The 25476-nt window shown below is 54.9% G+C and carries 26 protein-coding genes; 21 read left to right on the top strand and 5 right to left on the bottom strand.

What is annotated here, in order from left to right; genetic code table 11:
- Nucleotides 1-4: 4 nt before the first annotated feature.
- From OGX81_RS16520 to murJ, 3 genes are all read left to right on the top strand, one after another.
- Nucleotides 5-652: a YceH family protein gene (locus OGX81_RS16520; RefSeq protein ID WP_058668996.1), complete on the top strand. Its 648-nt coding sequence runs from the start codon at nt 5-7 to the stop codon at nt 650-652.
- A 1-nt stretch (nt 653) separates the two neighbouring features.
- Nucleotides 654-1577 carry a Gfo/Idh/MocA family protein gene (locus OGX81_RS16515; protein ID WP_104868804.1) on the top strand — a complete coding sequence of 308 codons (924 nt, stop codon included), beginning with the start codon at nt 654-656 and terminating at the stop codon, nt 1575-1577.
- A gap of 240 nt (nt 1578-1817) precedes the next feature.
- Entirely contained in the window at nt 1818-3353 is a 1536-nt protein-coding gene (murJ, locus tag OGX81_RS16510) for a murein biosynthesis integral membrane protein MurJ (RefSeq protein WP_049011711.1), read from the top strand.
- Nucleotides 3354-3455: 102 nt separating this feature from the next.
- On the opposite strand, the gene flgN is transcribed toward murJ, so the two are convergent.
- The 3 genes from flgN to flgA all read right to left on the bottom strand — a co-directional run bounded on the left by flgN (nt 3456) and on the right by flgA (nt 4928).
- Nucleotides 3456-3878, bottom strand: a complete 423-nt coding sequence (flgN, locus tag OGX81_RS16505; RefSeq protein WP_012132851.1) for a flagella biosynthesis chaperone FlgN — start codon at nt 3876-3878, stop codon at nt 3456-3458.
- A 4-nt stretch (nt 3879-3882) separates the two neighbouring features.
- On the bottom strand, nt 3883-4176 hold the full coding sequence (gene flgM / locus OGX81_RS16500; RefSeq protein WP_058668998.1) for a flagellar biosynthesis anti-sigma factor FlgM: 294 nt from the start codon (nt 4174-4176) through the stop codon (nt 3883-3885).
- Between the two features lie 92 nt (nt 4177-4268).
- The gene (flgA, locus tag OGX81_RS16495; RefSeq protein ID WP_104868803.1) at nt 4269-4928 is read right to left on the bottom strand and encodes a flagellar basal body P-ring formation chaperone FlgA; all 660 of its coding nucleotides are present in this window, start codon (nt 4926-4928) and stop codon (nt 4269-4271) included.
- 157 nt (nt 4929-5085) lie between these two features.
- Here flgA and flgB point away from each other — a divergent pair, with 157 nt between their 5' ends.
- The 11 genes from flgB to flgL all read left to right on the top strand — a co-directional run bounded on the left by flgB (nt 5086) and on the right by flgL (nt 14905).
- The gene (gene flgB / locus OGX81_RS16490; RefSeq protein WP_012132848.1) at nt 5086-5502 is read left to right on the top strand and encodes a flagellar basal body rod protein FlgB; all 417 of its coding nucleotides are present in this window, start codon (nt 5086-5088) and stop codon (nt 5500-5502) included.
- Between the two features lie 3 nt (nt 5503-5505).
- Entirely contained in the window at nt 5506-5910 is a 405-nt protein-coding gene (flgC, locus tag OGX81_RS16485) for a flagellar basal body rod protein FlgC (protein WP_012132847.1), read from the top strand.
- An 11-nt stretch (nt 5911-5921) separates the two neighbouring features.
- Nucleotides 5922-6620: a flagellar hook assembly protein FlgD gene (gene flgD, locus OGX81_RS16480; RefSeq protein WP_012132846.1), complete on the top strand. Its 699-nt coding sequence runs from the start codon at nt 5922-5924 to the stop codon at nt 6618-6620.
- Nucleotides 6621-6646: 26 nt separating this feature from the next.
- Nucleotides 6647-7852 (top strand): flagellar hook protein FlgE, encoded by a 1206-nt coding sequence (gene flgE / locus OGX81_RS16475; RefSeq protein WP_012132845.1) that lies wholly within the window; start codon nt 6647-6649, stop codon nt 7850-7852.
- A 20-nt stretch (nt 7853-7872) separates the two neighbouring features.
- Nucleotides 7873-8628, top strand: coding sequence for a flagellar basal-body rod protein FlgF (gene flgF, locus OGX81_RS16470; protein WP_104868802.1), 756 nt, complete (start codon nt 7873-7875; stop codon nt 8626-8628).
- A 13-nt stretch (nt 8629-8641) separates the two neighbouring features.
- On the top strand, nt 8642-9424 hold the full coding sequence (flgG, locus tag OGX81_RS16465) for a flagellar basal-body rod protein FlgG (RefSeq protein ID WP_012132843.1): 783 nt from the start codon (nt 8642-8644) through the stop codon (nt 9422-9424).
- Between the two features lie 54 nt (nt 9425-9478).
- Nucleotides 9479-10177, top strand: coding sequence for a flagellar basal body L-ring protein FlgH (flgH, locus tag OGX81_RS16460; protein WP_024130441.1), 699 nt, complete (start codon nt 9479-9481; stop codon nt 10175-10177).
- Between the two features lie 12 nt (nt 10178-10189).
- A complete protein-coding gene (locus OGX81_RS16455) occupies nt 10190-11287 on the top strand; it encodes a flagellar basal body P-ring protein FlgI (RefSeq protein ID WP_012132841.1) in 1098 nt (365 codons plus the stop codon).
- Nucleotides 11287-12237: a flagellar assembly peptidoglycan hydrolase FlgJ gene (gene flgJ, locus OGX81_RS16450; protein ID WP_047457531.1), complete on the top strand. Its 951-nt coding sequence runs from the start codon at nt 11287-11289 to the stop codon at nt 12235-12237. Before OGX81_RS16455 ends, flgJ begins: the two co-directional genes overlap by 1 nt.
- A 64-nt stretch (nt 12238-12301) precedes the next feature.
- A complete protein-coding gene (gene flgK / locus OGX81_RS16445; RefSeq protein ID WP_104868801.1) occupies nt 12302-13936 on the top strand; it encodes a flagellar hook-associated protein FlgK in 1635 nt (544 codons plus the stop codon).
- 15 nt (nt 13937-13951) lie between these two features.
- On the top strand, nt 13952-14905 hold the full coding sequence (gene flgL, locus OGX81_RS16440; RefSeq protein WP_012132838.1) for a flagellar hook-associated protein FlgL: 954 nt from the start codon (nt 13952-13954) through the stop codon (nt 14903-14905).
- 163 nt (nt 14906-15068) lie between these two features.
- Here the strand turns inward: flgL and rne are convergent, their stop codons facing one another.
- On the bottom strand, nt 15069-18266 hold the full coding sequence (gene rne, locus OGX81_RS16435; RefSeq protein WP_012132837.1) for a ribonuclease E: 3198 nt from the start codon (nt 18264-18266) through the stop codon (nt 15069-15071).
- A 687-nt stretch (nt 18267-18953) separates the two neighbouring features.
- Between rne and rluC the strand changes: the two genes are divergently transcribed.
- Nucleotides 18954-19907 (top strand): 23S rRNA pseudouridine(955/2504/2580) synthase RluC, encoded by a 954-nt coding sequence (gene rluC, locus OGX81_RS16430; protein ID WP_104869146.1) that lies wholly within the window; start codon nt 18954-18956, stop codon nt 19905-19907.
- 159 nt (nt 19908-20066) lie between these two features.
- Here the strand turns inward: rluC and OGX81_RS16425 are convergent, their stop codons facing one another.
- Entirely contained in the window at nt 20067-20651 is a 585-nt protein-coding gene (locus tag OGX81_RS16425) for a Maf family protein (RefSeq protein WP_012132833.1), read from the bottom strand.
- A gap of 198 nt (nt 20652-20849) precedes the next feature.
- Between OGX81_RS16425 and yceD the strand changes: the two genes are divergently transcribed.
- From yceD to fabG, 6 genes are all read left to right on the top strand, one after another.
- The gene (gene yceD / locus OGX81_RS16420) at nt 20850-21371 is read left to right on the top strand and encodes a 23S rRNA accumulation protein YceD (RefSeq protein ID WP_012132832.1); all 522 of its coding nucleotides are present in this window, start codon (nt 20850-20852) and stop codon (nt 21369-21371) included.
- A gap of 16 nt (nt 21372-21387) precedes the next feature.
- Entirely contained in the window at nt 21388-21561 is a 174-nt protein-coding gene (gene rpmF / locus OGX81_RS16415) for a 50S ribosomal protein L32 (RefSeq protein WP_000290727.1), read from the top strand.
- Between the two features lie 79 nt (nt 21562-21640).
- A complete protein-coding gene (plsX, locus tag OGX81_RS16410) occupies nt 21641-22720 on the top strand; it encodes a phosphate acyltransferase PlsX (protein ID WP_071818860.1) in 1080 nt (359 codons plus the stop codon).
- 76 nt (nt 22721-22796) lie between these two features.
- On the top strand, nt 22797-23750 hold the full coding sequence (gene fabH, locus OGX81_RS16405) for a beta-ketoacyl-ACP synthase III (protein WP_012132830.1): 954 nt from the start codon (nt 22797-22799) through the stop codon (nt 23748-23750).
- A gap of 15 nt (nt 23751-23765) precedes the next feature.
- Nucleotides 23766-24695: an ACP S-malonyltransferase gene (fabD, locus tag OGX81_RS16400; RefSeq protein WP_047457521.1), complete on the top strand. Its 930-nt coding sequence runs from the start codon at nt 23766-23768 to the stop codon at nt 24693-24695.
- A 12-nt stretch (nt 24696-24707) separates the two neighbouring features.
- A complete protein-coding gene (gene fabG / locus OGX81_RS16395; protein ID WP_012132828.1) occupies nt 24708-25442 on the top strand; it encodes a 3-oxoacyl-ACP reductase FabG in 735 nt (244 codons plus the stop codon).
- Nucleotides 25443-25476 lie beyond the last annotated feature (34 nt).

The raw sequence follows: 25476 nt of genomic DNA, 5'->3' as shown, positions 1-25476 counted from the left end.
GACGATGAAATACGAACTAACCGCCACTGAAGCGCGAGTGATTGGCTGCCTGCTGGAAAAACAGGTGACAACGCCGGAGCAGTACCCGCTCTCGGTTAACGGCGTGGTTACCGCCTGCAATCAAAAAACCAACCGTGAACCGGTAATGAACTTATCGGAACATGAGGTGCAGGAACAGCTTGATAACTTAGTGAAACGCCATTTTCTGCGAACGGTGAGCGGCTTCGGCAATCGCGTCACCAAATATGAACAGCGCTTCTGCAACTCCGAGTTTGGCAATCTTAAACTGAGTCCGGCGGAGGTGGCGCTGATTGCCACGCTGCTGCTGCGCGGCGCCCAGACGCCAGGTGAACTGCGCAGCCGTGCATCCCGCATGTATGAATTCAGCGATATGGCAGAAGTGGAATCGACGCTGGAACAGCTTGCCGCCCGTGACGATGGCCCTTACGTTGTGCGCCTGGCGCGCGAACCTGGTAAGCGTGAAAGCCGGTATATGCACCTGTTTTGCGGCGAAGTCGATGAGCCGGTGAGTTCTGATGACGCGCCGCAGGCGGCGTCGGGCGATCTGCATGCGCGCGTTGAGGCGCTGGAAGGCGAAGTCGCGGAACTGAAACAGCGCCTTGATTCGCTCCTGGCGCACCTGGGAGACTAACGTGAAAAAATTACGTATCGGTGTTGTTGGGTTAGGGGGGATCGCCCAAAAAGCCTGGTTGCCCGTGCTGGGCGCATCCGGCGACTGGACGCTACAGGGGGCCTGGTCTCCTTCGCGGGATAAGGCGCTGCGCATTTGTGAAGGCTGGCGGATGCCGTACGTTGAGTCGTTGCCAGCGCTGGCGTCAACCTGCGACGCCATTTTCGTCCACTCCAGCACGGCGACGCATTATGAGGTGGTGAGCGAACTGCTCAATGCCGGAGTTCATGTCTGCGTCGATAAACCACTGGCGGAAAATCTGCGCGATGCGGAACGGCTGGTGGCGCTGGCCGAGCGCAAAAATTTGACGCTAATGGTCGGGTTTAACCGACGCTTCGCTCCGCTCTACCGCGATCTGAAAGCGCAACTGGGCGCCGCTGCTTCTGTCCGTATGGATAAACACCGGACGGACAGCGTCGGGCCGCATGATTTGCGTTTCACGCTGCTGGATGACTACCTGCACGTTGTGGACACCGCGCTGTGGCTGACGGACGGCAAGGCGCAACTGAACGGCGGCACGTTGCAGACCAACGATCTTGGCGAGATGCTGTATGCCGAGCACTATTTTTCGGCGGATCAGTTGCAAATTACCACCAGTATGCACCGTCGCGCCGGGAGTCAGCGTGAATGTGTGCAGGCGGTGACGGACGGTGGCCTGTTTGACGTGATGGACATGCGCGAATGGCGCGAGGAACGCGGTCAGGGCGTGGTGCATAAACCCATTCCGGGCTGGCAGACAACCCAGGAACAACGTGGATTTGCCGGATGCGCCCGTCATTTTATTGAATGCGTGCAAAATCAGACGGTTCCTGAAACGGCGGGCGAACAGGCGATTCTGGCGCAGCGCGTCGTAGAGAAACTCTGGCGCGAGGCAATGAGCGAATAACGCCCTGTAACATCTGGCTGTAGTAATTCATCATAATCCAGGTACTATATGCCAACTCAAAATAACACCTCTTTCTGACAGAGAATGATGGCAAACCGTGGATCGTTCTGTCGGCCTGATAAGACGTTTGTACGTGGTTATCAGGCACAACGATATTGCCGGATGGCGGCGTAAACGCCTTTATCCGGCCTGCGGTCGGCCATGCAAGGGTTTTGCTCCAGGGTCTGGAATACAACACTGATGAATTTATTAAAATCGCTGGCTGCCGTCAGCTCGATGACCATGTTTTCGCGCGTGCTTGGTTTTGCGCGTGACGCGATTGTCGCCAGAATTTTTGGCGCAGGGATGGCGACCGACGCCTTTTTCGTGGCATTCAAGTTACCGAATCTGTTGCGGCGCATTTTTGCCGAAGGGGCATTTTCCCAGGCGTTTGTGCCGATCCTTGCAGAATACAAGAGCAAGCAGGGCGAAGAGGCGACCCGGGTTTTTGTCGCCTATGTCTCCGGCCTGCTGACCCTGGCGTTAGCCGTAGTGACGGTGGCCGGTATGCTCGCCGCGCCGTGGGTGATCATGGTAACCGCGCCGGGTTTTGCCGATACCGCTGATAAATTCGCCCTGACCACCAAACTGCTGCAAATCACCTTTCCGTATATTCTGCTGATTTCGCTGGCCTCGCTGGTGGGCGCGATCCTCAACACCTGGAACCGTTTCTCGATTCCTGCGTTTGCGCCCACATTTCTGAACATCAGTATGATCGGCTTTGCGCTGTTTGCCGCGCCGTATTTTAATCCTCCCGTACTGGCGCTGGCCTGGGCGGTGACGGTGGGCGGCGTGCTGCAACTGGTTTACCAGCTTCCTCATCTGAAGAAAATTGGGATGCTGGTATTGCCGCGCATCAATTTTCGTGACGCAGGCGCGATGCGCGTTGTGAAGCAAATGGGCCCGGCGATCCTCGGCGTTTCGGTAAGCCAGATATCTCTGATCATCAACACCATTTTCGCCTCGTTTCTGGCTTCCGGTTCGGTTTCCTGGATGTATTATGCTGACCGACTGATGGAGTTCCCGTCAGGAGTTCTGGGCGTGGCGCTAGGCACCATTTTGCTGCCTTCACTGTCTAAAAGTTTTGCCAGCGGCAATCATGATGAGTATTGCCGTCTGATGGACTGGGGGCTGCGTCTGTGTTTTCTGCTGGCATTGCCGAGCGCCGTCGCGCTGGGCATTCTGGCCAAACCGCTGACGGTATCGCTGTTCCAGTACGGCAAGTTCACCGCCTTTGATGCGTCGATGACCCAGCGCGCGCTGGTGGCCTATTCCGTTGGTCTGATCGGCTTAATTGTGGTGAAAGTTTTGGCTCCGGGATTTTACTCGCGCCAGGATATCAAAACGCCGGTCAGAATCGCCATTGTGACGCTGATCATGACTCAGTTGATGAACCTGGCGTTTATCGGGCCGTTGAAGCATGCCGGTCTGTCGCTGTCTATTGGTCTGGCGGCGTGTCTGAATGCGTCGCTGCTGTACTGGCAACTGCGCAAACAGAAAATCTTTACTCCGCAGCCGGGCTGGACGTGGTTCCTGACCCGCCTGGTGATTTCCGTGCTGGTGATGTCCGCCGCGCTGGTTGGCATGTTGCATATTATGCCTGAGTGGTCAGAAGGGACGATGCTGTGGCGTCTGGCCCGACTGATGGCGGTTGTGGTTGTGGGGATTGCCGCCTATTTCGCCGCGCTGGCGGTGTTGGGCTTTAAAGTGAAGGAATTTACTCGCCGGACGGCATAGAGCCTCTATCCGGCAAATCGCCCGGTGGCGCTGCCGCTTACCGGGCATACGAGTTGTTCTGTGATCGTGTAGGCCGGATAAGGCGTAGCCGCCATCCGGCAATCAGATAGAGATTTTTTTCCCGCCACGGTGGGGAGAGGCGGTTTGACCGTTCGCGCCATACAGCGTCGGTTCCTGATGCGGTTTCAGCATGTCGAGCGCCTGATGATTCCGTTCAATCTGCCCTTCCAGCAGCCAACCATTATGTTGGTTGAGATCGCGTAAATGCTGCGTTTTTTCCGTAATCGCCTGCCAGCGTCTGGCGACATCATCATTAACGTTACGCTGCGCATCTTGTTCAAGACGGCGCTGCTGCTCCAGATAATCCAGCGTCGCCAGTAAAGAGCTTTTTTCTTCTGTAATACGCTGTAACTGGCTACCGTTAATGTGACCTACGGAGAGCTGCTGCTGCTCGGCATCCATCACCTTTTTCAGGTCATTGAGGACAGCCGTCATATGATCCAGAATTTCTGACAGACGAGTCATACGCTTATTTACTCTGTAAGTAGCTCTGCGCCTCGCGGATCAGCGAGTCTGCAATTTTACCGGTGTCCATCTTCAACTCACCGTTACGAATCGCCGTTTTCAGGGCTTCCACGCGCTCCATATTGATATCGCCGGTGCCGGGTTGCATCAGTTTCGCCTGAGCATCGCTTAACTTCACACTGGTACTGGTCGTGGTTGACGCTTTTTCCTGACGCGCTTTTTGTACCGGCGCATCGCTGGTTTCGCGCGGTTGGACAGTGCTAACGGGCTTCAAAGGTGAGGTACGGTCAATGCTCATTTATTTATCCTCATCGAGGGGTTACGCTGTAGCAGCCAGCTATCATCATTGGTTGATTATTTATCGGCAGCCACTACAAAATCTTTAACTCATTATAGATTAATAAGAATATTCCCATCAGGATCGACGGTTCCACTCACGACCTGGCCTGACAACATGCGTACGCGCGCGTTTTGCGCGACGGCGGCATTGTTCAGTGCCTGGCCTTCCGCATTGACGCTAAATCCGTCGCCGCTCGCCACCACCAGAACGCGCTGACCGGCTTTTATCCGCCATGCCTGGCGCAACATACTGAGCTGTATTGGCTGCCCGGGAACGAGGTCGCGCAAGCTGACGGCGTCCTGAATCTGGTTGATGTCCAGGACGGTTCGCGGGGGAAGCTGATCCAGCCGTCCGCGTTTTAGCGTGATGTTAGCCGGGCCAAGCGCACCGCCACGGGCGACGGAGGCCGCGGCAACAACGTAATTCCCCGTTGCCTGTACATTTACCTGTAGGTAGCGCTTTTCGTTTGCGCAGCGCGCCAGTACGTTCACATGCCCCCATAATTTCGCACTTCCGGTTACGCTCAGCGCGGGCTGTTCGCAATTCGGCAACAGATTGGGCGACGTGCGGATCGTGACGACGACGTCATCGCTGAACCCTGCCAGACGCTGAGAAAACCAGTCCGTTAACTGGGCATTCAGATCCTGGGCCATCGTCAGGGGGCTGAACAGCAGCGCCAGCAGCGCTATTCCACGTTTTAACGTTTGCATCGTCACTTCCCGCCAGTTTAAGCAATGACAGGATTCTACCTGCGTACCACAAGCATCAACGCAACAAATAGCGACGCATTTTGCGTTTATTCCGGCGATAACGCGCGCGTGATGGGATTTAAGCTGTTGGCTGAATTTTGTCATTTGCGGAGGAGATATGCTCGATAAGCTCGATGCCGCCTTACGTTTTCAACAAGAAGCGCTGAATCTGCGCGCCCAACGCCAGGAGGTGTTGGCCGCCAATATCGCTAACGCCGACACCCCTGGGTATCAGGCGCGTGATATGGATTTCGCCAGCGAACTCAAAAAAGTCATGGTGCGTGGCCGGGAAGAAACCGGCGGGATCGCGTTGAAGCTCACCTCTGCACAACACATTCCGGCCCAGACCGTCGCGTCTCCTTCGGTGGATCTGCTCTACCGTATTCCTGACCAGCCGTCCCTTGATGGCAATACCGTCGATATGGACCGCGAGCGTACGCAGTTTGCGGATAACAGTCTGAAATACCAGACGGGCCTCACCGTGTTGGGTGGACAAATCAAAGGCATGATGAATGTGCTACAGGGAGGAAACTAATTCGTGGCGCTGTTAAACATTTTTGATATTGCCGGGTCGGCGCTCACCGCGCAGTCCAAACGTCTTAACGTGGCGGCCAGTAACCTGGCGAACGCCGATAGCGTCACCGGGCCGGACGGTCAACCGTATCGCGCTAAACAGGTGGTCTTTCAGGTAGACGCGGCGCCAGGGGCGGCAACCGGTGGGGTAAAAGTGGCGGACGTCATTGAAAGTCAGGCGCCGGACAAACTGGTGTATGAGCCTGGCAACCCGCTGGCGGACGCCAACGGGTACGTAAAAATGCCTAATGTGGACGTGGTCGGTGAAATGGTCAACACCATGTCAGCCTCGCGCAGCTATCAGGCAAACGTCGAAGTTCTTAATACCGTGAAAAGCATGATGCTTAAAACGCTGACATTAGGCCAGTAAAGGAGGCGCGTATGTCTATTGCCGTAAATATGAATGACTCGACCAACTCGGGAGTCGCATCCACCAGCAGTGGCAGTTCGCTGACGGGAAGCAGCGCGAGTGATTTACAAAGCAGCTTCCTGACATTGCTGGTCGCGCAGTTGAAGAATCAGGACCCGACCAACCCACTGCAAAACAACGAGCTGACCACGCAACTGGCGCAGATCAGCACCGTTAGCGGAATTGAAAAACTGAACACCACGCTGGGCGCGATTTCCGGGCAGATCGACAACAGCCAGTCGCTACAGGCCAGCACCCTGATTGGTCATGGCGTCATGATCCCCGGCACCACCATTCTGGCCGGTACGGGCACCGAAGAGGGCGCGACCATCACCACGACGCCGTTTGGCGTGGAGTTGCAGCAGGCAGCGGATAAAGTCACCGCCACCATTACCGACAAAGACGGCAAGGTGGTGCGTACGATCAATATCGGCGAGCTGAAGGCTGGCGTTCATACCTTTACCTGGGACGGTACGTTGGAGGATGGCACAAGCGCGCCAAACGGTTCCTATAACGTCGCGATCGCCGCCAGCAACGGCAGTACGCAGCTTGTGGCGCAACCGCTTCAGTTTGCGCTGGTTCAGGGGGTTATCCGCAACAGTAGCGGTAATACCCTGGATTTAGGGACCTACGGAACCACCACACTCGACGAAGTACGGCAGATCATTTAAGCCTTTACACTTATCAGGAGTAAGTCATGGCCTTTTCTCAAGCGGTCAGCGGTCTGAACGCAGCAGCGACCAACCTCGATGTTATTGGTAATAACATCGCCAACTCCGCCACCTACGGGTTTAAATCCGGTACGGCGTCTTTTGCTGATATGTTCGCGGGCTCCAAAGTGGGCCTGGGCGTTAAAGTCGCCGGGATTACCCAGGACTTTACCGACGGCACTACCACCAACACCGGGCGTGGCCTGGATGTTGCGATTAGCCAGAACGGTTTCTTCCGTCTGGTAGACAGCAACGGCTCCGTTTTCTACAGCCGTAACGGTCAGTTCAAACTGGATGAGAACCGCAATCTGGTTAACATGCAGGGGCTGCAACTGACCGGCTATCCGGCAACCGGAACGCCGCCGACGATCCAGCAGGGTGCCAACCCAGGCCCGATCACCATCCCGAACACCCTGATGGCCGCGAAGGCAACCACCACGGCGTCTATGCAGATCAACCTTAACTCCAGCGATGAACTGCCGTCGAAAACGCCGTTTGATCCGAGCGATGCGGATTCCTACAACAAAAAGGGTACCGTTACCGTTTTTGACAGTCAGGGTAACGCCCATGATGTGAATGTGTTCTTTGTTAAGACGCAGGACAACACCTGGGAAGTTCACACCATGGACAGCAGCGATCCAACTGCGACGCCGACGTTGTCTACCACGATGGAATTCAATGAAAACGGGATGCTGGTTTCTGGCGGTTCCGCCAATATCGTCACTGGCGCAATTAATGGTGCGGACCCAGCCTCTTTCTCCCTGAGCTTCCTGAACTCCATGCAGCAGAACACCGGTGCGAACAATATCGTCGCGACCAACCAGAACGGCTATAAGCCGGGCGATCTGGTGAGCTATCAGATCAATGATGACGGCACCGTAGTGGGTAACTATTCCAACGAACAAACGCAGGTTCTGGGGCAGATCGTGCTGGCTAACTTCGCCAACAATGAAGGTCTGGCTTCTCAGGGCGATAACGTCTGGGCGGCGACGCAGGCTTCAGGCGTTGCGCTGCTTGGTACGGCGGGTACGGGTAACTTCGGTAAGTTGACCAACGGCGCGCTGGAATCCTCAAACGTGGATTTGAGTAAAGAGCTGGTGAATATGATCGTCGCGCAGCGTAACTATCAGTCAAACGCGCAGACCATCAAAACCCAGGATCAGATCCTCAACACCCTGGTTAACCTGCGCTAAGCGCCTGACGGGATGGCTTAATGGATCACGCAATATATACCGCCATGGGCGCGGCCAGTCAGACGCTTAATCAACAAGCGGTGACGGCCAGCAACCTGGCGAACGCCTCCACGCCGGGTTTTCGTGCGCAACTTAATGCGTTGCGCGCGGTGCCGGTGGAAGGTCTCTCTTTACCGACGCGTACGCTGGTGGCTGCGTCCACGCCGGGAGCCGATATGACGCCCGGGCAGATGGATTACACCTCGCGCCCGCTGGATGTGGCACTGCAACAGGATGGCTGGCTGGTTGTTCAGACCGCTGATGGTAACGAGGGATACACCCGTAACGGCAGCATTCAGGTGGACCCGACCGGGCAACTGACAATTCAGGGGCATCCAGTTATCGGTGAAGCCGGGCCGATTGCCGTTCCTGAAGGTTCAGAAATCACCATCGCGGCAGACGGGACTATCTCTGCGCTTAACCCTGGCGATCCGGCCAATACCGTCGCACCGGTAGGACGTCTGAAGCTGGTGAAAGCGCTTGGCAGCGAAGTGCAACGCGGCGATGACGGTATGTTCCGTTTAAGCGCGGTGACACAGGCTGCGCGTGGCCCGGTGTTGCAGGCTGACCCGTCCATTCGCGTGATGTCTGGCGTACTGGAGGGCAGTAACGTGAATGCGGTGTCCGCCATGAGCGATATGATCGCTAACGCCCGCCGTTTTGAAATGCAGATGAAGGTTATCAGCAGCGTGGATGACAATGCCGGGCGCGCTAACCAACTGCTGTCGATGAGTTAATACAGGACATTTTATGATCAGTTCATTATGGATCGCCAAAACCGGCCTGGACGCGCAGCAAACCAACATGGATGTGATTGCCAACAACCTGGCAAACGTCAGCACCAATGGTTTTAAGCGTCAACGTGCGGTGTTTGAAGACCTGCTGTACCAGACGATTCGTCAGCCTGGCGCGCAGTCGTCAGAACAGACGACTTTACCTTCTGGTCTGCAAATCGGTACGGGCGTTCGCCCGGTCGCCACCGAGCGTCTGCATAGTCAGGGCAACCTGTCTCAGACCAACAACAGTAAAGATGTCGCCATCAAAGGGCAGGGCTTCTTCCAGGTGATGCTGCCGGATGGCACTTCTGCTTATACCCGTGACGGTTCTTTCCAGGTGGATCAGAACGGTCAACTGGTCACGGCGGGCGGCTTCCAGGTACAGCCAGCGATCACCATTCCGGCGAACTCGCTGAGCATCACCGTGGGTCGCGATGGCGTGGTAAGCGTAACTCAGCAGGGGCAGGCCGCGCCGGTACAGGTGGGGCAGCTTAACCTGACTACGTTCATGAACGATACGGGTCTGGAAAGCATTGGTGAAAACCTGTACACCGAAACGCAATCCTCGGGTGCGCCAAATGAGAGTACGCCAGGGCTTAACGGTGCGGGTCTGCTGTATCAGGGCTATGTCGAAACCTCTAACGTAAACGTGGCGGAAGAACTGGTGAATATGATCCAGGTTCAGCGCGCTTACGAAATTAACAGCAAAGCGGTATCGACTACCGATCAGATGCTGCAAAAACTGACGCAACTCTAAGTGTCGTCCGGTGAGGGAAACCTCACCGGCACACTGATTTTGAAGATGAAGGCAATGCAAAAATACGCTGCGCACCATTACCCGATTATGGCCCTGCTGGTGGTTTCACTGACAGGATGTGCCTGGATACCTTCCACACCGCTCGTGCAGGGCGCGACCACTGCACAGCCCATACCGGGCCCGACTCCGGTGGCGAATGGTTCCATTTTTCAGTCTGCGCAGCCGATCAACTATGGCTATCAGCCGCTGTTTGAAGACCGACGTCCACGCAATATCGGCGATACGCTGACGATTGTATTGCAGGAAAACGTCAGCGCCAGTAAGAGCTCCTCCGCCAATGCCAGCCGTGACGGTAAAACCAACTTCGGCTTTGATACGGTTCCTCGTTATTTGCAGGGATTGTTCGGCAACGCGCGTGCAGATATGGAAGCCTCTGGCGGGAACTCCTTCAATGGTAAAGGTGGCGCGAACGCCAGCAATACCTTTAGCGGCACGCTGACCGTGACCGTCGATCAGGTACTGGCAAATGGCAATTTACACGTCGTGGGTGAAAAACAGATCGCCATTAATCAGGGCACTGAGTTCATCCGCTTCTCCGGGGTCGTGAACCCACGCACCATCAGCGGCAGCAACTCCGTTCCGTCAACACAGGTTGCGGATGCGCGCATTGAATATGTCGGCAACGGCTATATCAACGAGGCGCAAAATATGGGTTGGCTGCAACGTTTCTTCCTTAACTTGTCGCCGATGTAAGCGAGGTCTCCAGTGTTTAAATCTCTTGTTGGAATTGTACTGATACTGGCAACCACCCTGGCGCATGCCGATCGTATTCGGGATCTGACCAGCGTGCAGGGGGTGCGGGAAAACTCGCTGATTGGTTATGGGCTGGTGGTCGGCCTGGACGGGACGGGCGACCAGACGACCCAGACGCCCTTTACCACCCAGACGCTGAATAACATGCTGTCTCAGTTGGGGATCACCGTCCCGACGGGCACCAATATGCAGTTGAAAAACGTTGCGGCGGTAATGGTCACGGCGCAATTTCCGGCATTCGGTCGCCAGGGGCAAACGATCGACGTGGTGGTGTCCTCAATGGGGAACGCGAAAAGTCTGCGCGGCGGTACATTGCTGATGACGCCGCTGAAAGGGGTCGATAGCCAGGTGTATGCCCTGGCGCAGGGAAATATTTTAGTCGGCGGCGCAGGGGCGTCTGCGGGCGGCAGCAGCGTGCAGGTTAACCAACTCAATGGCGGGCGTATCACCAATGGCGCAATTATTGAACGCGAGCTGCCCAGCCAGTTTGGCGGCGGAAATACCCTCAATCTGCAACTGAACAACGAAGACTTCGCAATGGCGCAGCAGATTACTGACACCATCAACCGTGCCCGTGGATATGGCAGTGCGACCGCGCTGGATGCGCGCACGATTCAGGTTCGCGTACCCAGCGGCAACAGCTCGCAGGTCCGTTTCCTGGCGGATATCCAGAATCTGGAGGTGAACGTCACACCACAGGACGCGAAGGTGGTGATTAACTCCCGTACCGGTTCCGTGGTGATGAACCGTGAAGTGACGCTGGACAGCTGCGCCGTCGCGCAAGGCAATTTGTCCGTAACGGTGAATCGCCAGGCGAACGTCAGCCAGCCGGACACGCCGTTTGGCGGGGGGCAGACGGTCGTCACACCACAAACGCAGATTGATTTACGTCAGAGCGGCGGTTCGCTGCAAAGCGTCCGTTCCAGCGCTAACCTGAACAACGTCGTCCGCGCGCTGAATGCGCTGGGCGCCACGCCGATGGATCTGATGTCCATCCTGCAATCCATGCAGAGCGCGGGTTGTCTGCGCGCCAAACTGGAAATTATCTGATGATTGGTGACAGCAAACTGTTGGCCAGCGCAGCCTGGGATGCGCAATCGCTCAATGAGCTGAAAGCCAAAGCGGGGCAAGATCCGGCGGCGAATATCCGCCCGGTCGCTCGTCAGGTTGAAGGGATGTTTGTGCAGATGATGCTGAAAAGCATGCGGGAAGCGCTGCCGAAAGACGGCATATTCAGCAGCGATCAAACGCGACTGTACACCAGCATGTATGACCAGCAGATTGCGCAGCAGATGACCGCCGGTAAAGGGTTGGGACTGGCGGAGATGATGGTCAGGCAGATGACCGAGGGGCAGACGCAGCCTGCGGAAGAAGCGCCGCAGGTACCAATGAAGTTCCCTCTGGAAACGGTGACCAGCTATCAAAATCAGGCGCTGACGCAGCTGGTGCGTAAGGCGATGCCAAAAGCGCCGGAAAATAATGATGAGCCGCTGTCCGGCGACAGCAAAGACTTCCTGGCCCAGCTTTCGCTTCCGGCACGCCTGGCGAGTGAACAAAGCGGCGTGCCGCATCATCTGATTCTGGCGCAGGCGGCGCTGGAGTCGGGATGGGGTCAGCGACAGATCCGCCGTGAAAATGGTGAGCCGAGCTTTAACCTGTTTGGCATTAAGGCCTCGTCCAACTGGAAGGGGCCGGTAACAGAGATCACCACCACCGAATATGAGAACGGCGAAGCGAAGAAGGTAAAAGCGAAATTCCGTGTTTACAGCTCCTATCTGGAGGCGCTATCGGATTATGTGGGGCTGCTGACCCGTAACCCGCGCTATGCCGCGGTGACCGCCGCGTCTACCGCTGAACAGGGCGCACAGGCGTTACAAAATGCCGGTTATGCGACCGATCCTGACTATGCGCGTAAATTAACCAGCATGATTCAACAGCTGAAATCCATGAGCGACAAGGTGAGCAAAACGTACAGCGCGAATCTCGACAATCTCTTTTAAATAGCTCAAGTCCAGGAACCCGCTGCCGATAATAACCAGTATTGAAGGATTACAAGGAACCTCCATGTCCAGCTTAATTAACAACGCCATGAGCGGACTTAGCGCAGCCCAGGCTGCGTTAAATACTGCCAGTAATAACATCTCCAGCTATAACGTTGCCGGGTATACCCGACAGACGACGATTATGGCGCAGGCCAACAGTACGCTGGGAGCGGGCGGTTGGGTCGGTAATGGCGTCTACGTTTCTGGCGTACAGCGTGAGTATGATTCTTTTATTACCAATCAGTTACGCGCGGCGCAGAATCAGAGCAGTGGTTTGACCGTGCGGTATGAGCAAATGTCGAAAATTGATAACCTGCTCTCCAGTACCACCAGCTCGATTTCGACCTCTCTGCAAGGTTTCTTCACCAGCCTGCAAACGCTGGTCAGCAACGCGGAAGACCCGGCAGCGCGTCAGGCGCTTATCGGTAAAGCCGACGGCCTGGTAAACCAGTTTAAAACGACCGATCAGTACCTGCGCGATCAGGATAAGCAGGTCAATATCGCCATTGGCTCCAGCGTTGAACAGATCAACAATTACGCGAAGCAAATCGCCAGCCTGAACGATCAGATTTCCCGTCTGACCGGGGTGGGCGCGGGCGCTTCACCGAACGATCTTCTCGACCAACGCGACCAACTGGTGAGTGAGCTGAACCAGATTGTTGGTGTGGAAGTTAGCGTCCAGGACGGCGGCACCTATAACCTGACGATGGCGAATGGCTATACCCTCGTACAGGGCAGCAGCGCCCGTCAACTGGTCGCGGTGCCGTCCAGCGCCGATCCGTCACGCACCACGGTCGCCTATGTTGATGCGACTGCCGGAAACATTGAAATCCCGGAAAAATTGCTCAATAGCGGCTCGCTTGGCGGGTTGCTGACGTTCCGCTCTCAGGATCTGGATCAGACTCGCAATACCCTCAACCAGCTGGCGCTGGCCTTTGCCGAAGCGTTTAATGCCCAGCATAAACAGGGATATGATGCCAATGGCGATCAGGGCGAGGACTTCTTTTCCATCGGTAAACCGTCCGTATTGAGTAATGCGAAAAATACGGGTAGCGGGACATTGTCTGCGGAAGTCACCGACAGTTCCGCGGTACAGGCTACCAATTATAAGCTGGTATTTGATGGTCAGGACTGGCAGGTCACCCGCTTGTCAGACAACACCAGCTTTAAGGCGGTTGAAACCAACGGGAAACTGACGTTTGACGGGCTGGAAGTGACGGTCGGGGCAGGGGCAAATGCGAATGACAGCTTTACCCTGAAACCGGTCAGCGATGCCATTGTGAACATGAACGTGCTGGTGACCGATGAATCCAAAATTGCGATGGCTTCCGATCCCGATGCGGGTGGGAGCGATAACCGTAACGGTCAGGCGCTGCTGGATTTGCAAACCCAGAAAACGGTAGGGAATAAGTCCTTTAATGATGCTTATGCGACGCTGGTCAGCGATGTGGGGAACAAAACCGCCACGTTGAAAACCAGCAGCACGGCGCAGGGCAATGTCGTGACGCAGTTGTACAACCAGCAGCAATCGATTTCCGGCGTTAACCTTGATGAAGAATACGGCAACCTGCAACGCTATCAGCAGTACTACCTGGCGAACGCCCAGGTGCTGCAAACCGCGAATACGCTGTTTGATGCGCTGTTGGGCATTCGCTAAGGGAGAGGAGGATAAATGCGTATCAGTACCCAGATGATGTACCAGCAGAATATGCGTGGTATCACCAATTCCCAGGCTGAATGGATGAAGTACGGTGAGCAGATGTCCACCGGTAAGCGCGTGATTAATCCGTCTGACGATCCTATTGCCGCTTCTCAGGCTATCGTACTCGCTCAGGCCCAGGCTCAGAACAGTCAGTATGCGCTGGCACGTACCTTTGCCACTCAGAAAGTGTCGCTGGAAGAAAACGTGCTAAGTCAGGTGACAGCTGCAATTCAAACTGCGCAGGAAAAAATCGTTTACGCCGCTAACGGCACCTTAAGCGATGATGACCGCGCCTCGCTGGCGAGCGATCTACAGGGGATTCGCGATCAGTTAATGAACCTGGCCAACAGTACCGACGGCAACGGTCGTTACATTTTCGCAGGCTATAAAACTGAAAAAGCGCCGTTTGATCAGGCAAATGGCGACTATAGCGGCGGCACTGAAAACATCACCCAGCAGGTTGATGCTTCGCGTACGATGGTGATTGGTCATACGGGCGATCAGATTTTTAATCGTATTACCAGTAATGCCGTACCGGAGCCTGATAACAGCGCTTCAGAAACCAGCCTGTTTGCGATGCTGGATACAGCCATTGCAGCGCTGAAAACGCCGGTTGCTGACGATGATGTGAAGAAGGCGGAAGCTGCTGCGGCGATTGATAAAACAAACCGTGGCCTGAAAAACTCCCTTAATAACGTCCTGACCGTTCGTGCGGAACTGGGAACGCAATTGAGTGAGCTGGATTCCCTGGATTCATTGGGAAGTGAGCGCGCGCTGGGTCAGGCACAGCAGATGAGCGATCTGGTCGATGTGGACTGGAACGCGGCCATCTCGTCGTATGTAATGCAACAGGCTGCGTTACAGGCGTCCTATAAAGCGTTTAGCGATATGCAAGGAATGTCTCTGTTTCAGTTGAACAGATAGCACATGTTTTGAAACATATCATGAAACTGGGTATGTTTTGTCTGCCCGCTCCCTTCACCCCGGAGCGGGCATTTTTTTGCCCGGAAAACAGATAACGGGCACCGATTGCAGGTACAAAAAAGCCGACCCGCAGGTCGGCTTTATCTTTAACATCGCGTTCAGCTTATTCTACAGGCTGCGGGCGCGTGGCTGGTGCGGCGGCCTGATGCGTTGCGCTATGACCACCTGCCGCACCTTTACCTTCAAAGATGAAGGCAGGGCGCTGCCAGTCGCTTTGATGTGGCGCTTCCGGGACATATTCCGGCGCAGGCGCGCGGGTCATCGGCGCACTGGCGTGGCTGACGGATTTCTCCCCGGTTGTTACCGCGCTTTCTGACACGGTTTCAGCAACGGCGACGGCGACAGGCGCAGCGACAATCTCTTCCGGTTCAGCGGCAACAACGACAGGTTCAACCGTTTCTGTAACGATCTCTTCCGGTTCGGCGATGACAACGTCAGCGGATTCTTCAGCCGTCGTGGTTTCCTGAACGTCAGCGACAGGTTCCGCTTGCGCAGCGACTTCCTGCGCAACAGGGACGTCAGCCTCTGCAATCACCTGAGGTTGTTCTTCAACCGGGGTGGCAATCACTTCAGGATGCGTTGTTTCCACAGTAGCGGGCTGAGGTTCAGCGACAACGGTTTCAGTTTGAGCCGGTGCGTCTACAACCTGTTCGGCTGCGGCAGCGACGACCTGCGGCTCTACTGCAACCGGCTGAGCTTGTACGGTCTCTTCTTCGCGCTGTGCTTCAACCTGCGTATCCTGAGGACGGGCGACAGGGTAGCGAATCCACACTTTGCCAGACGCCATTTCCGGTGAAGCGCAAGCGACGGTTAACGGCATTGGCGATTGAAGCGGGTAACGCTCATCGCGGTAGCGACGACGACGCTGGCCGCTGACGCGCAGGTGGCGAGGAGAACGACGGGAGCGACGCGGCATTCCTGCGTTATCACGCGCTTCGCCGTTTTCTTCCTGCTCTGCTGGCGCAACATCTGCGATCGCTGGCAGGTCGACTTTCGCCAGTTCAGTACGCTGAGCAGGCGCGCTTTGCGTAGCAGGCTGGGCGGCGACAGCGTCTTCGACGACTGGCGTTGCGACAGCTTCTGCTTCAGAGGTTGCAGAGTCTGTGTAACGAACTTTCTGGCTCAGCTGACGCTGTTTGCGGCGAGGCTGCGCCTGACGAACGCGTTCTTCCTGTTCCGTCTCCTGAGCCGGTTGCTCATCCAGATTCAGCGCCTTGACTTCTTGCTGTGCCTGACGTTTTTCATCGTTGCGACGACGGTTGCGTTCACGACGCGGCGTCTGCTGCTCGTCACCGGACTTCGCCTTATCGGCAACGTCGTTAGACTGCTGGCGGTTGTCACGCGCTTCTGCGTTCTGCTGCTGCGCCTGACGACGGTTACGACGGTTGTCATCACGGTTTTCACCGCCTTCAGCGCGGTTGTCGCGATTATCACGGTTGTCACGGCGATCGTTACGGTCGCGGCGATTATTCTGGCGAGACTTACGACGATCCTGCTGACGCTCCGGTTTTTCCTCTGCTTTCGGTGCAGGTTGTTCAACCGGCTTAGCGACTTCGCTGCCGCTGAACATGTTTTTCAGCGCGCCGAAGAAGCGAGTAAGCAGACCTGGTTGTGCAGGCGCAGTGGCAACGGCTTTCGGTGCTGCCGTCGCTGCTTTCACCGCAGGTTCTGCTGGCGTCGGCGCAGGCGGCACTTCCGGCATCGCGAAGGTCGCCAGTGCTGGCTGTTCAGGGCGTTTACGCTCGGCGTACTCTTCTTCAGAAGGCAACGCCATCGCTTCTTCATGCAGTTTCGGCAGCATGTAGCTCAGGGTTGGCGTTTCTTCCCCTTTACGTACGCGCAAAACGGAGTAGTGCGGCGTTTCCATCTGATCGTTTGGTACGATCACGCAGCGCACGCCATCCTGGCGAGTCTCAATAGCATTAACCGCGGTGCGCTTTTCGTTAAGCAGGTAAGAGGCGATCGGAACCGGAACAATGGCGTGAACTTCCTGGGTATTCTCTTTCAGCGCTTCTTCTTCAATCAGACGCAGAATAGACAGGGAGAGCGATTCGTTGTCGCGGACGGTGCCGGTGCCGCTACAGCGTGGGCAGACGTGATGGCTGGACTCGCCCAGAGACGGGCTGAGACGCTGGCGGGACATCTCCAGCAGGCCAAAACGAGAAATATGGCTAATCTGGATACGCGCACGATCCTGACGTACCGCTTCGCGCAGACGGTTTTCCACCGCGCGCTGGTGGCGTACTGGCGTCATGTCGATGAAGTCGATAACGATCAGGCCGCCGAGGTCGCGCAAGCGCAACTGGCGAGCAATTTCATCGGCCGCTTCCAGGTTTGTGTTAAACGCGGTTTCTTCGATATCGCCGCCGCGTGTGGCACGCGCGGAGTTAATATCAATCGCGGTTAACGCTTCGGTTGTGTCAATAACGATAGAGCCGCCGGAAGGCAGACGCACTTCACGCTGGAAGGCGGATTCAATTTGCGACTCGATCTGGTAGTGGCTGAACAGCGGAATTTCGCCGGTGTAAAGCTTAATCTTGCTGCTGAAATCCGGGCGACCCAACGCCGCGATGTGCTGGCGCGCCAGCTCAAGCACTTTCGGATTATCGATAAGAATTTCGCCGATATCCTGACGTAAGTAGTCACGGAATGCGCGGACGATAACGTTGCTTTCCTGATGGATCAGGAATGGAGCAGGGCGGCTTTCAGCGGCTTTCTGAATCGCTTCCCAGTGTTTCAGGCGGAAGCTCAGGTCCCACTGCAACGCTTCGGCGGATTTGCCGACGCCTGCGGTACGCACGATAAGCCCCATGCCGTCAGGCAGTTCGAGGCTTGCCAGCGCTTCTTTTAATTCGGTGCGATCGTCGCCTTCAATGCGACGGGAGATGCCGCCCGCGCGCGGGTTGTTCGGCATTAAAACCAGATAGCTCCCTGCCAGACTGATAAACGTCGTCAGCGCAGCGCCTTTGTTGCCGCGTTCTTCTTTATCAATCTGAACAATCACTTCCTGACCTTCGCGCAACACATCTTTAATGTTTGGACGGCCGTGGGCGTTGTAGTTGGCGGGGAAATATTCGCGGGCAATTTCTTTTAACGGGAGGAAACCGTGACGTTCAGCGCCGTAATCAACAAAAGCCGCTTCCAGACTCGGTTCGATACGGGTAATTTTGCCTTTATAGATGTTCGCTTTTTTCTGCTCGTGTCCTGGACTCTCAATGTCCAGGTCGTACAGGCGCTGCCCATCTACAAGGGCAACACGCAACTCTTCCTGCTGAGTTGCGTTGATTAACATTCTTTTCATCGTAACTTACTCATTATTCTTACATTGACGACTAAGCTGCGGGCATAGTAATGCCTTTCCGGGTGTGAACCGATGGCCTCGTGTCTATTCGCGTCGCCAACCTCACGGTTATCGTCTGCTCAAAGAGGCGCAGAGTGTCGGTTGCCTGTATTTCATACGGAAATACAGCGCAATTATCAGGGGAACAGCCTGGGAGTTACTCTCCAGAGAAGATTCCATTATGTTCATCGTCTTTCACGCCGCAGATGCGTTGGCTTCATCTGCTCACCCGGGCATAAGCTCCTGGGGATTCCCAGATTTGCCGCCTTTCTGCAACGCGTAGTACATAGAACATATACCGGTAAGGACTGCAACCCGCAGCCCGCTAACTGCCTGAAAAATCAATACGTCTTACGCCATTGCTGCGTTGATGATCTGTCTGGCAAAATGGGTCATTCCGTAAAATTTCTTGTTTTAACAAGGTTCGACACGGAAACGGTTACATTATTCCACTGCTAACCTTGTTATAGCAAGATGACTTTTACCATTTATCACCCGGTTACTCACAGTTTTTTCACTTCCTCATGGCGATTGGTTTAATAACCAGCAAATTGGTCATGTTGAACGTGAGTAACAGGATATAGAAGTAAATATAAGCATAGAAAAATGAGTGGCGCTAATCCTTATGGCTATTTAGAATCGGCCCCCATGAAAACTGAGACTCCATCCGTAAAAATAGTTGCCATTACTGCCGACGAAGCGGGGCAACGCATCGATAACTTTTTGCGCACGCAACTCAAAGGCGTACCGAAAAGCATGATTTACCGCATTTTGCGTAAAGGCGAAGTGCGGGTGAACAAAAAACGCATCAAACCGGAATATAAGCTCGAAGCCGGGGATGAAGTGCGTATTCCGCCGGTGCGCGTCGCCGAACGCGAAGAAGAGGTCGTTTCGCCGCATTTGCAAAAAGTGGCGGCGCTGGCCGATGTCATTTTGTATGAAGATGACCATATCCTGGTGCTGAACAAACCTTCCGGCACGGCGGTGCATGGCGGAAGCGGGTTGAGCTTCGGCGTTATCGAGGGGCTGCGCGCGTTGCGGCCAGAAGCGCGTTTCCTGGAACTGGTGCATCGTCTTGACCGCGATACCTCTGGCGTACTGCTGGTTGCGAAAAAACGCTCAGCGCTGCGTTCTTTGCATGAGCAACTGCGTGAGAAGGGGATGCAGAAAGATTATCTGGCGCTGGTTCGCGGCCAGTGGCAGTCGCATGTTAAATCGGTACAGGCACCTTTATTAAAGAATATTCTGCAAAGCGGCGAACGTATTGTGCGTGTGAGTCAGGAAGGAAAACCCTCCGAAACGCGCTTTAAGGTTGAAGAGCGCTATGCGTTTGCGACGCTGGTGCGCTGTAGCCCGGTGACGGGACGTACGCATCAGATTCGTGTGCATACGCTGCATGCGGGCCATCCGATCGCGTTTGACGATCGTTACGGCGATCGCGAATTTGATAAGCAGCTTGCGGGAACGGGGCTGTCACGGCTTTTTCTGCACGCGGCAGCGCTGAAGTTTACCCATCCGGGGACTGGCGAGGTGATGCGTATCGAAGCGCCGATGGATAACCAACTCAAGCATTGCCTTCAGGTGTTACGTAACAAAGCCTGATGCGCGTTGCGATATTATCGCGCTAAACCTGTAGGTCGGATAAGACGTTTACGTCGCCATCCGGCATCTTTACTGATGGCGCTGTGCTTATCAGGCCTACGGGCATTGCTCCGCTGTGGGCCTGATAAGATGTTTTAGCGTCGCCATCAGACGCATCCACTATGCCATCAGCGGGTTCATCTCTTCCCGGCGCAGCATCTGGCACAGCGCAATCAGCGGTAGCCCAATAAGCGTATTGGGATCTCGCCCCTCCAGTCGCTCGAAAAGGGCAATGCCAAGACCTTCGCTTTTAAAACTTCCGGCACAATGCAATGGACGCTCTTTGCGGACATAGTCCTCTATTTCCGTTTCGCTTAAATGGCGGAAATGCACATCAAACGGTTCGACTTCCGTTTGTAAATGTCCGGTTGCAGAATTATAAAGCGCCAGTCCGGTATAAAACGTCACAATATTACCGCTGGCTTTGGTTAATTGCTGGCGCGCTTTTTCTTCGGTTAACGGTTTGCCGGTAATTTCGCCATCCAGAACGCAAATTTGATCGGAGCCAATAATCAGATGATCGGGGAAACGGTGGGCGAGCGATTGCGCTTTCGCCTGTGCGAGGCGAGAGACCAAATGGCGCGGCGCTTCGCCAGACATGGGCGTTTCGTCAACCTCGGGAGCCGCGCACTCGAAAGGGATCGCCAGTTTTTCGAGCAGCGCGCGACGCCAGGGAGAGGTAGAAGCAAGGATGAGACGGGGCATATTTTTTTCCCTCAGATATAGCGTATTAATGAGAGCCATCTTAAACTATGCTCTTCGTCCTTCAAGCATGACATACAGTCACGGTTTGAGCGAAAATAAGTCTGTAACCCGCAATGTGTGCGAATTATTGGCAAAAGGCAACCGCAGGCTGCCTTTTTCTTTGACTCTATGACGTTACAAAGTTAATATGCGCGCCCTATGCAAAAGGTAAAATTACCCCTGACTCTTGATCCGGTTCGTACGGCTCAAAAACGCCTCGATTATGAAGGTATCTATACTTCTGATCTGGTAGAGCGCGTCGCCGATTCTGTAGTCAGTGTGGACAGTGATGTGGAATGCTCCATGTCGTTCGCTATCGATAACCAACGTCTCGCCGTTATTACGGGTGATGCGAAGGTGACGGTATCGCTCGAATGCCAGCGTTGCGGGAAGCCGTTTACCCATCAGGTTCACACAACGTATTGTTTTAGTCCGGTTCGTTCTGACGAACAGGCTGAAGCACTCCCGGAAGCGTATGAGCCGATTGAGGTTAACGAATTCGGTGAAATCGATCTGCTTGCAATGGTTGAAGATGAAATCATCCTCTCCTTGCCGGTAGTTCCGGTGCATGATTCTGAACACTGTGAAGTGTCCGAGGCGGACATGGTCTTTGGTGAACTGCCTGATGAAGCGCAAAAACCAAACCCATTTGCCGTATTAGCCAGCTTAAAGCGTAAGTAATTGAGGAGTAAGGTCCATGGCCGTACAACAGAATAAACCAACCCGTTCCAAACGTGGCATGCGTCGTTCTCATGACGCTCTGACCGCAGTCACCAGCCTGTCTGTAGACAAAACTTCTGGTGAAAAACACCTGCGTCACCACATCACTGCCGACGGTTACTACCGCGGCCGTAAGGTCATCGCTAAGTAATCACGCGCAAGCGTGATGAAGCTTAGTGAGGATTTCCCCGCGTAAGCGGGGAAACACCAAACCAGGCAGCGACGATACCTTGACACGTCTAACCCTGGCGTTAGATGTCATGGGGGGAGATTTCGGCCCTTCCGTGACAGTGCCTGCAGCACTGCAGGCACTGAATTCTAATTCGCAACTCACACTTCTTTTAGTCGGGGATCCCGATACCATCACGCCATTACTTGCCAAAGCTGACTTTGAACAACGTTCGCGTCTGCAGATTATCCCTGCACAGTCAGTTATTGCCAGTGATGCCCGGCCTTCGCAGGCTATCCGCGCCAGTCGCGGCAGCTCAATGCGTGTGGCCCTGGAGCTCGTGAAAGAAGGCCGAGCCGAAGCCTGTGTGAGCGCCGGTAATACGGGCGCGCTCATGGGACTTGCGAAATTATTGCTCAAACCCCTTGAGGGCATTGAGCGTCCTGCGTTGATGACGGTTTTACCGCATCAGCAGAAAGGAAAAACGGTGGTGCTGGATTTAGGCGCCAACGTCGATTGTGACAGTACCATGTTGGTGCAGTTTGCCGTGATGGGGTCCGTGATGGCGGAAGAGGTGATTGGGATAACCAATCCCCGCGTGGCGTTGCTCAATATTGGTGAAGAAGAAACCAAAGGTCTCGACAGTATTCGTGATGCCTCTGCGTTGCTCAAAACAGTCCCTTCCATCAATTACATTGGTTATCTTGAAGCCAATGAATTATTGACGGGAAAAACTGATGTGCTGGTATGTGACGGATTTACAGGTAATGTCACATTAAAGACAATGGAAGGGGTTGTCAGGATGTTCCTTTCACTGCTGAAATCTCAGGGTGAGAGTAAAAAACGGTCGTGGTGGCTGCTGTTATTAAAACGTTGGTTACAAAAAAGCCTGACGAGGCGATTCAGTCACCTCAACCCCGACCAGTATAATGGCGCCTGTCTGTTAGGATTGCGTGGCACGGTGATTAAAAGTCATGGTGCGGCCAATCAGCGAGCATTTGCCGTCGCGATTGAACAGGCAGTGCAGGCGGTGCAGCGACAAGTTCCTCAGCGAATTGCCGCTCGCCTGGAATCTGTATACCCAGCCGGATTCGAACTGTTGGAAGGTGGCAAAAACGGACACTCACGGGTGCACAATTAACGGTGTAACCTGAGCGCAACCAACATACCAGCAGTTTGCACGCGGTGGTATATAACCGAAAAGTGACTGAGCGTACATGTATACAAAGATTATTGGTACTGGCAGCTACCTGCCTGAACAAGTGCGTACTAACGCCGATTTGGAAAAGATGGTAGAGACGTCTGACGAGTGGATTGTCACGCGTACAGGCATCCGTGAACGCCATATTGCAGCGCCAAACGAAACAGTCGCGACGATGGGCTATACAGCCGCAAACCGCGCGCTTGAAATGGCGGGCATCGATAAAGACCAGATTGGCTTGATTGTGGTTGCGACCACGTCAGCAACACATGCTTTCCCAAGCGCAGCATGCCAGATTCAGAGTATGCTGGGCATTAAAGGCTGCCCGGCGTTTGACGTTGCAGCGGCCTGCGCCGGTTTTACCTACGCGTTAAGCGTTGCCGATCAGTATGTAAAATCAGGCGCCGTTAAATATGCGCTGGTCATCGGTTCCGATGTCCTGGCGCGCACCTGCGATCCCACCGATCGCGGGACGATCATTATCTTTGGTGACGGCGCGGGCGCAGCGGTTCTGAGCGCATCCGAAGAACCAGGCATTATTTCGACGCATCTTCATGCAGACGGCAGCTATGGTGAGTTGCTGACGCTGCCAAACGCCGATCGCGTCAATCCAGAAAATCCGATTTATCTGACGATGGCGGGCAACGAGGTGTTTAAAGTGGCGGTAACTGAACTGGCACACATCGTTGACGAGACGCTGGCGGCGAATAATCTGGATCGTTCCGCTCTGGACTGGCTGGTTCCGCACCAGGCTAACCTGCGCATCATCAGCGCGACAGCGAAAAAGCTGGGTATGTCGATGGATAATGTGGTGGTTACGCTGGACAGACACGGCAACACCTCTGCGGCCTCTGTGCCGTGCGCGCTGGACGAAGCTGTGCGCGACGGGCGGATTAAAGCCGGGCAGTTGGTATTGCTTGAGGCCTTCGGGGGTGGATTCACCTGGGGCTCCGCGCTGGTTCGTTTCTAGTATAAGGATTTAAACATGACGCAATTTGCTTTTGTGTTCCCGGGGCAGGGTTCCCAGACGGTTGGGATGTTGTCTGAAATGGCAGCCAGCTACCCGATCGTAGAAGAAACCTTTGCTGAAGCTTCTGCGGCGCTGGGTTATGATCTGTGGGCTCTGACGCAGCAAGGGCCTGCGGAAGAACTGAATAAGACCTGGCAGACTCAGCCAGCATTGCTGGCCGCTTCCGTTGCGCTGTATCGCGTATGGCAGCAGCAGGGCGGTAAAGCGCCTGCGCTGATGGCGGGACACAGCCTGGGGGAATACTCCGCGCTGGTATGTGCTGGCGTCATCGATTTCGCCGACGCGGTTCGTCTGGTTGAACTGCGCGGCAAGTTCATGCAGGAAGCTGTGCCGGAAGGCACCGGCGCAATGGCGGCGATCATCGGTCTGGATGATGCATCCATCGCCAAAGCGTGTGAAGAGGCGGCTGAAGGCCAGGTGGTTTCTCCGGTGAACTTTAACTCTCCGGGCCAGGTGGTTATCGCCGGGCATAAAGACGCGGTTGAACGTGCGGGCGCAGCCTGTAAAGCCGCTGGCGCAAAACGTGCGCTGCCGCTGCCGGTAAGCGTGCCGTCACACTGTGCGCTGATGAAACCTGCGGCGGATAAGCTGGCGGTTGAATTAGCGAAAATCACCTTCAATGCCCCAACCGTACCGGTTGTGAATAACGTTGACGTGAAGTGTGAAACCGACGCTAACGCTATCCGTGATGCGCTGGTACGCCAGCTGTACAACCCGGTGCAGTGGACGAAGAGTGTAGAATTTATCGCAGCACAAGGTGTTGAACACCTTTATGAAGTGGGTCCAGGTAAAGTCCTCACTGGTCTGACTAAACGTATTGTTGACACCCTGACGGCCTCGGCGCTAAACGAACCGACGGCACTGTCAGCGGCGCTTGAGCAATAAAAGAGGAAAACCATGAGTTTTGAAGGAAAAGTCGCGCTGGTTACCGGTGCAAGCCGTGGCATTGGCCGCGCAATTGCTGAGACGCTCGTTGCCCGTGGCGCGAAAGTCATCGGTACTGCTACCAGCGAAAATGGCGCTCAGGCCATTAGCGAATACTTAGGTGCGAACGGTAAAGGTCTGATGTTGAATGTGACCGATCCGGCATCTATTGAATCTGTTCTGGAAAATATTCGCGCAGAATTTGGTGAAGTTGATATCCTGGTCAATAATGCCGGTATCACTCGCGATAATCTGCTGATGCGAATGAAAGATGATGAGTGGAACGATATTCTCGAAACCAATCTGTCATCTGTTTTCCGTCTGTCAAAAGCGGTAATGCGCGCTATGATGAAAAAACGTCATGGACGTATTATCACTATCGGTTCTGTGGTTGGTACCATGGGAAATGCGGGTCAGGCCAACTACGCTGCGGCGAAAGCGGGTCTGATTGGCTTCAGTAAATCACTGGCGCGTGAAGTTGCGTCGCGTGGGATTACTGTCAATGTTGTGGCTCCGGGCTTTATTGAAACGGACATGACGCGTGCGCTGTCTGATGATCAGCGTGCGGGTATTCTGGCGCAGGTTCCTGCGGGTCGCCTCGGCGGCGCTCAGGAAATCGCCAGTGCGGTTGCATTTTTAGCCTCTGACGAAGCAAGTTACATCACTGGTGAGACTCTGCACGTCAACGGCGGAATGTATATGGTTTAACCACGAAAAATATTTGCGTTATTGTAGGTCTTGG

This window comes from Citrobacter sp. CK206, assembly GCF_030333125.1.
Classification (GTDB): Bacteria; Pseudomonadota; Gammaproteobacteria; order Enterobacterales; family Enterobacteriaceae; genus Citrobacter_B; species Citrobacter_B koseri.
Note: the sequence above shows the minus strand (reverse complement) of the source record. Positions and strands in the feature narration are given on the sequence as shown.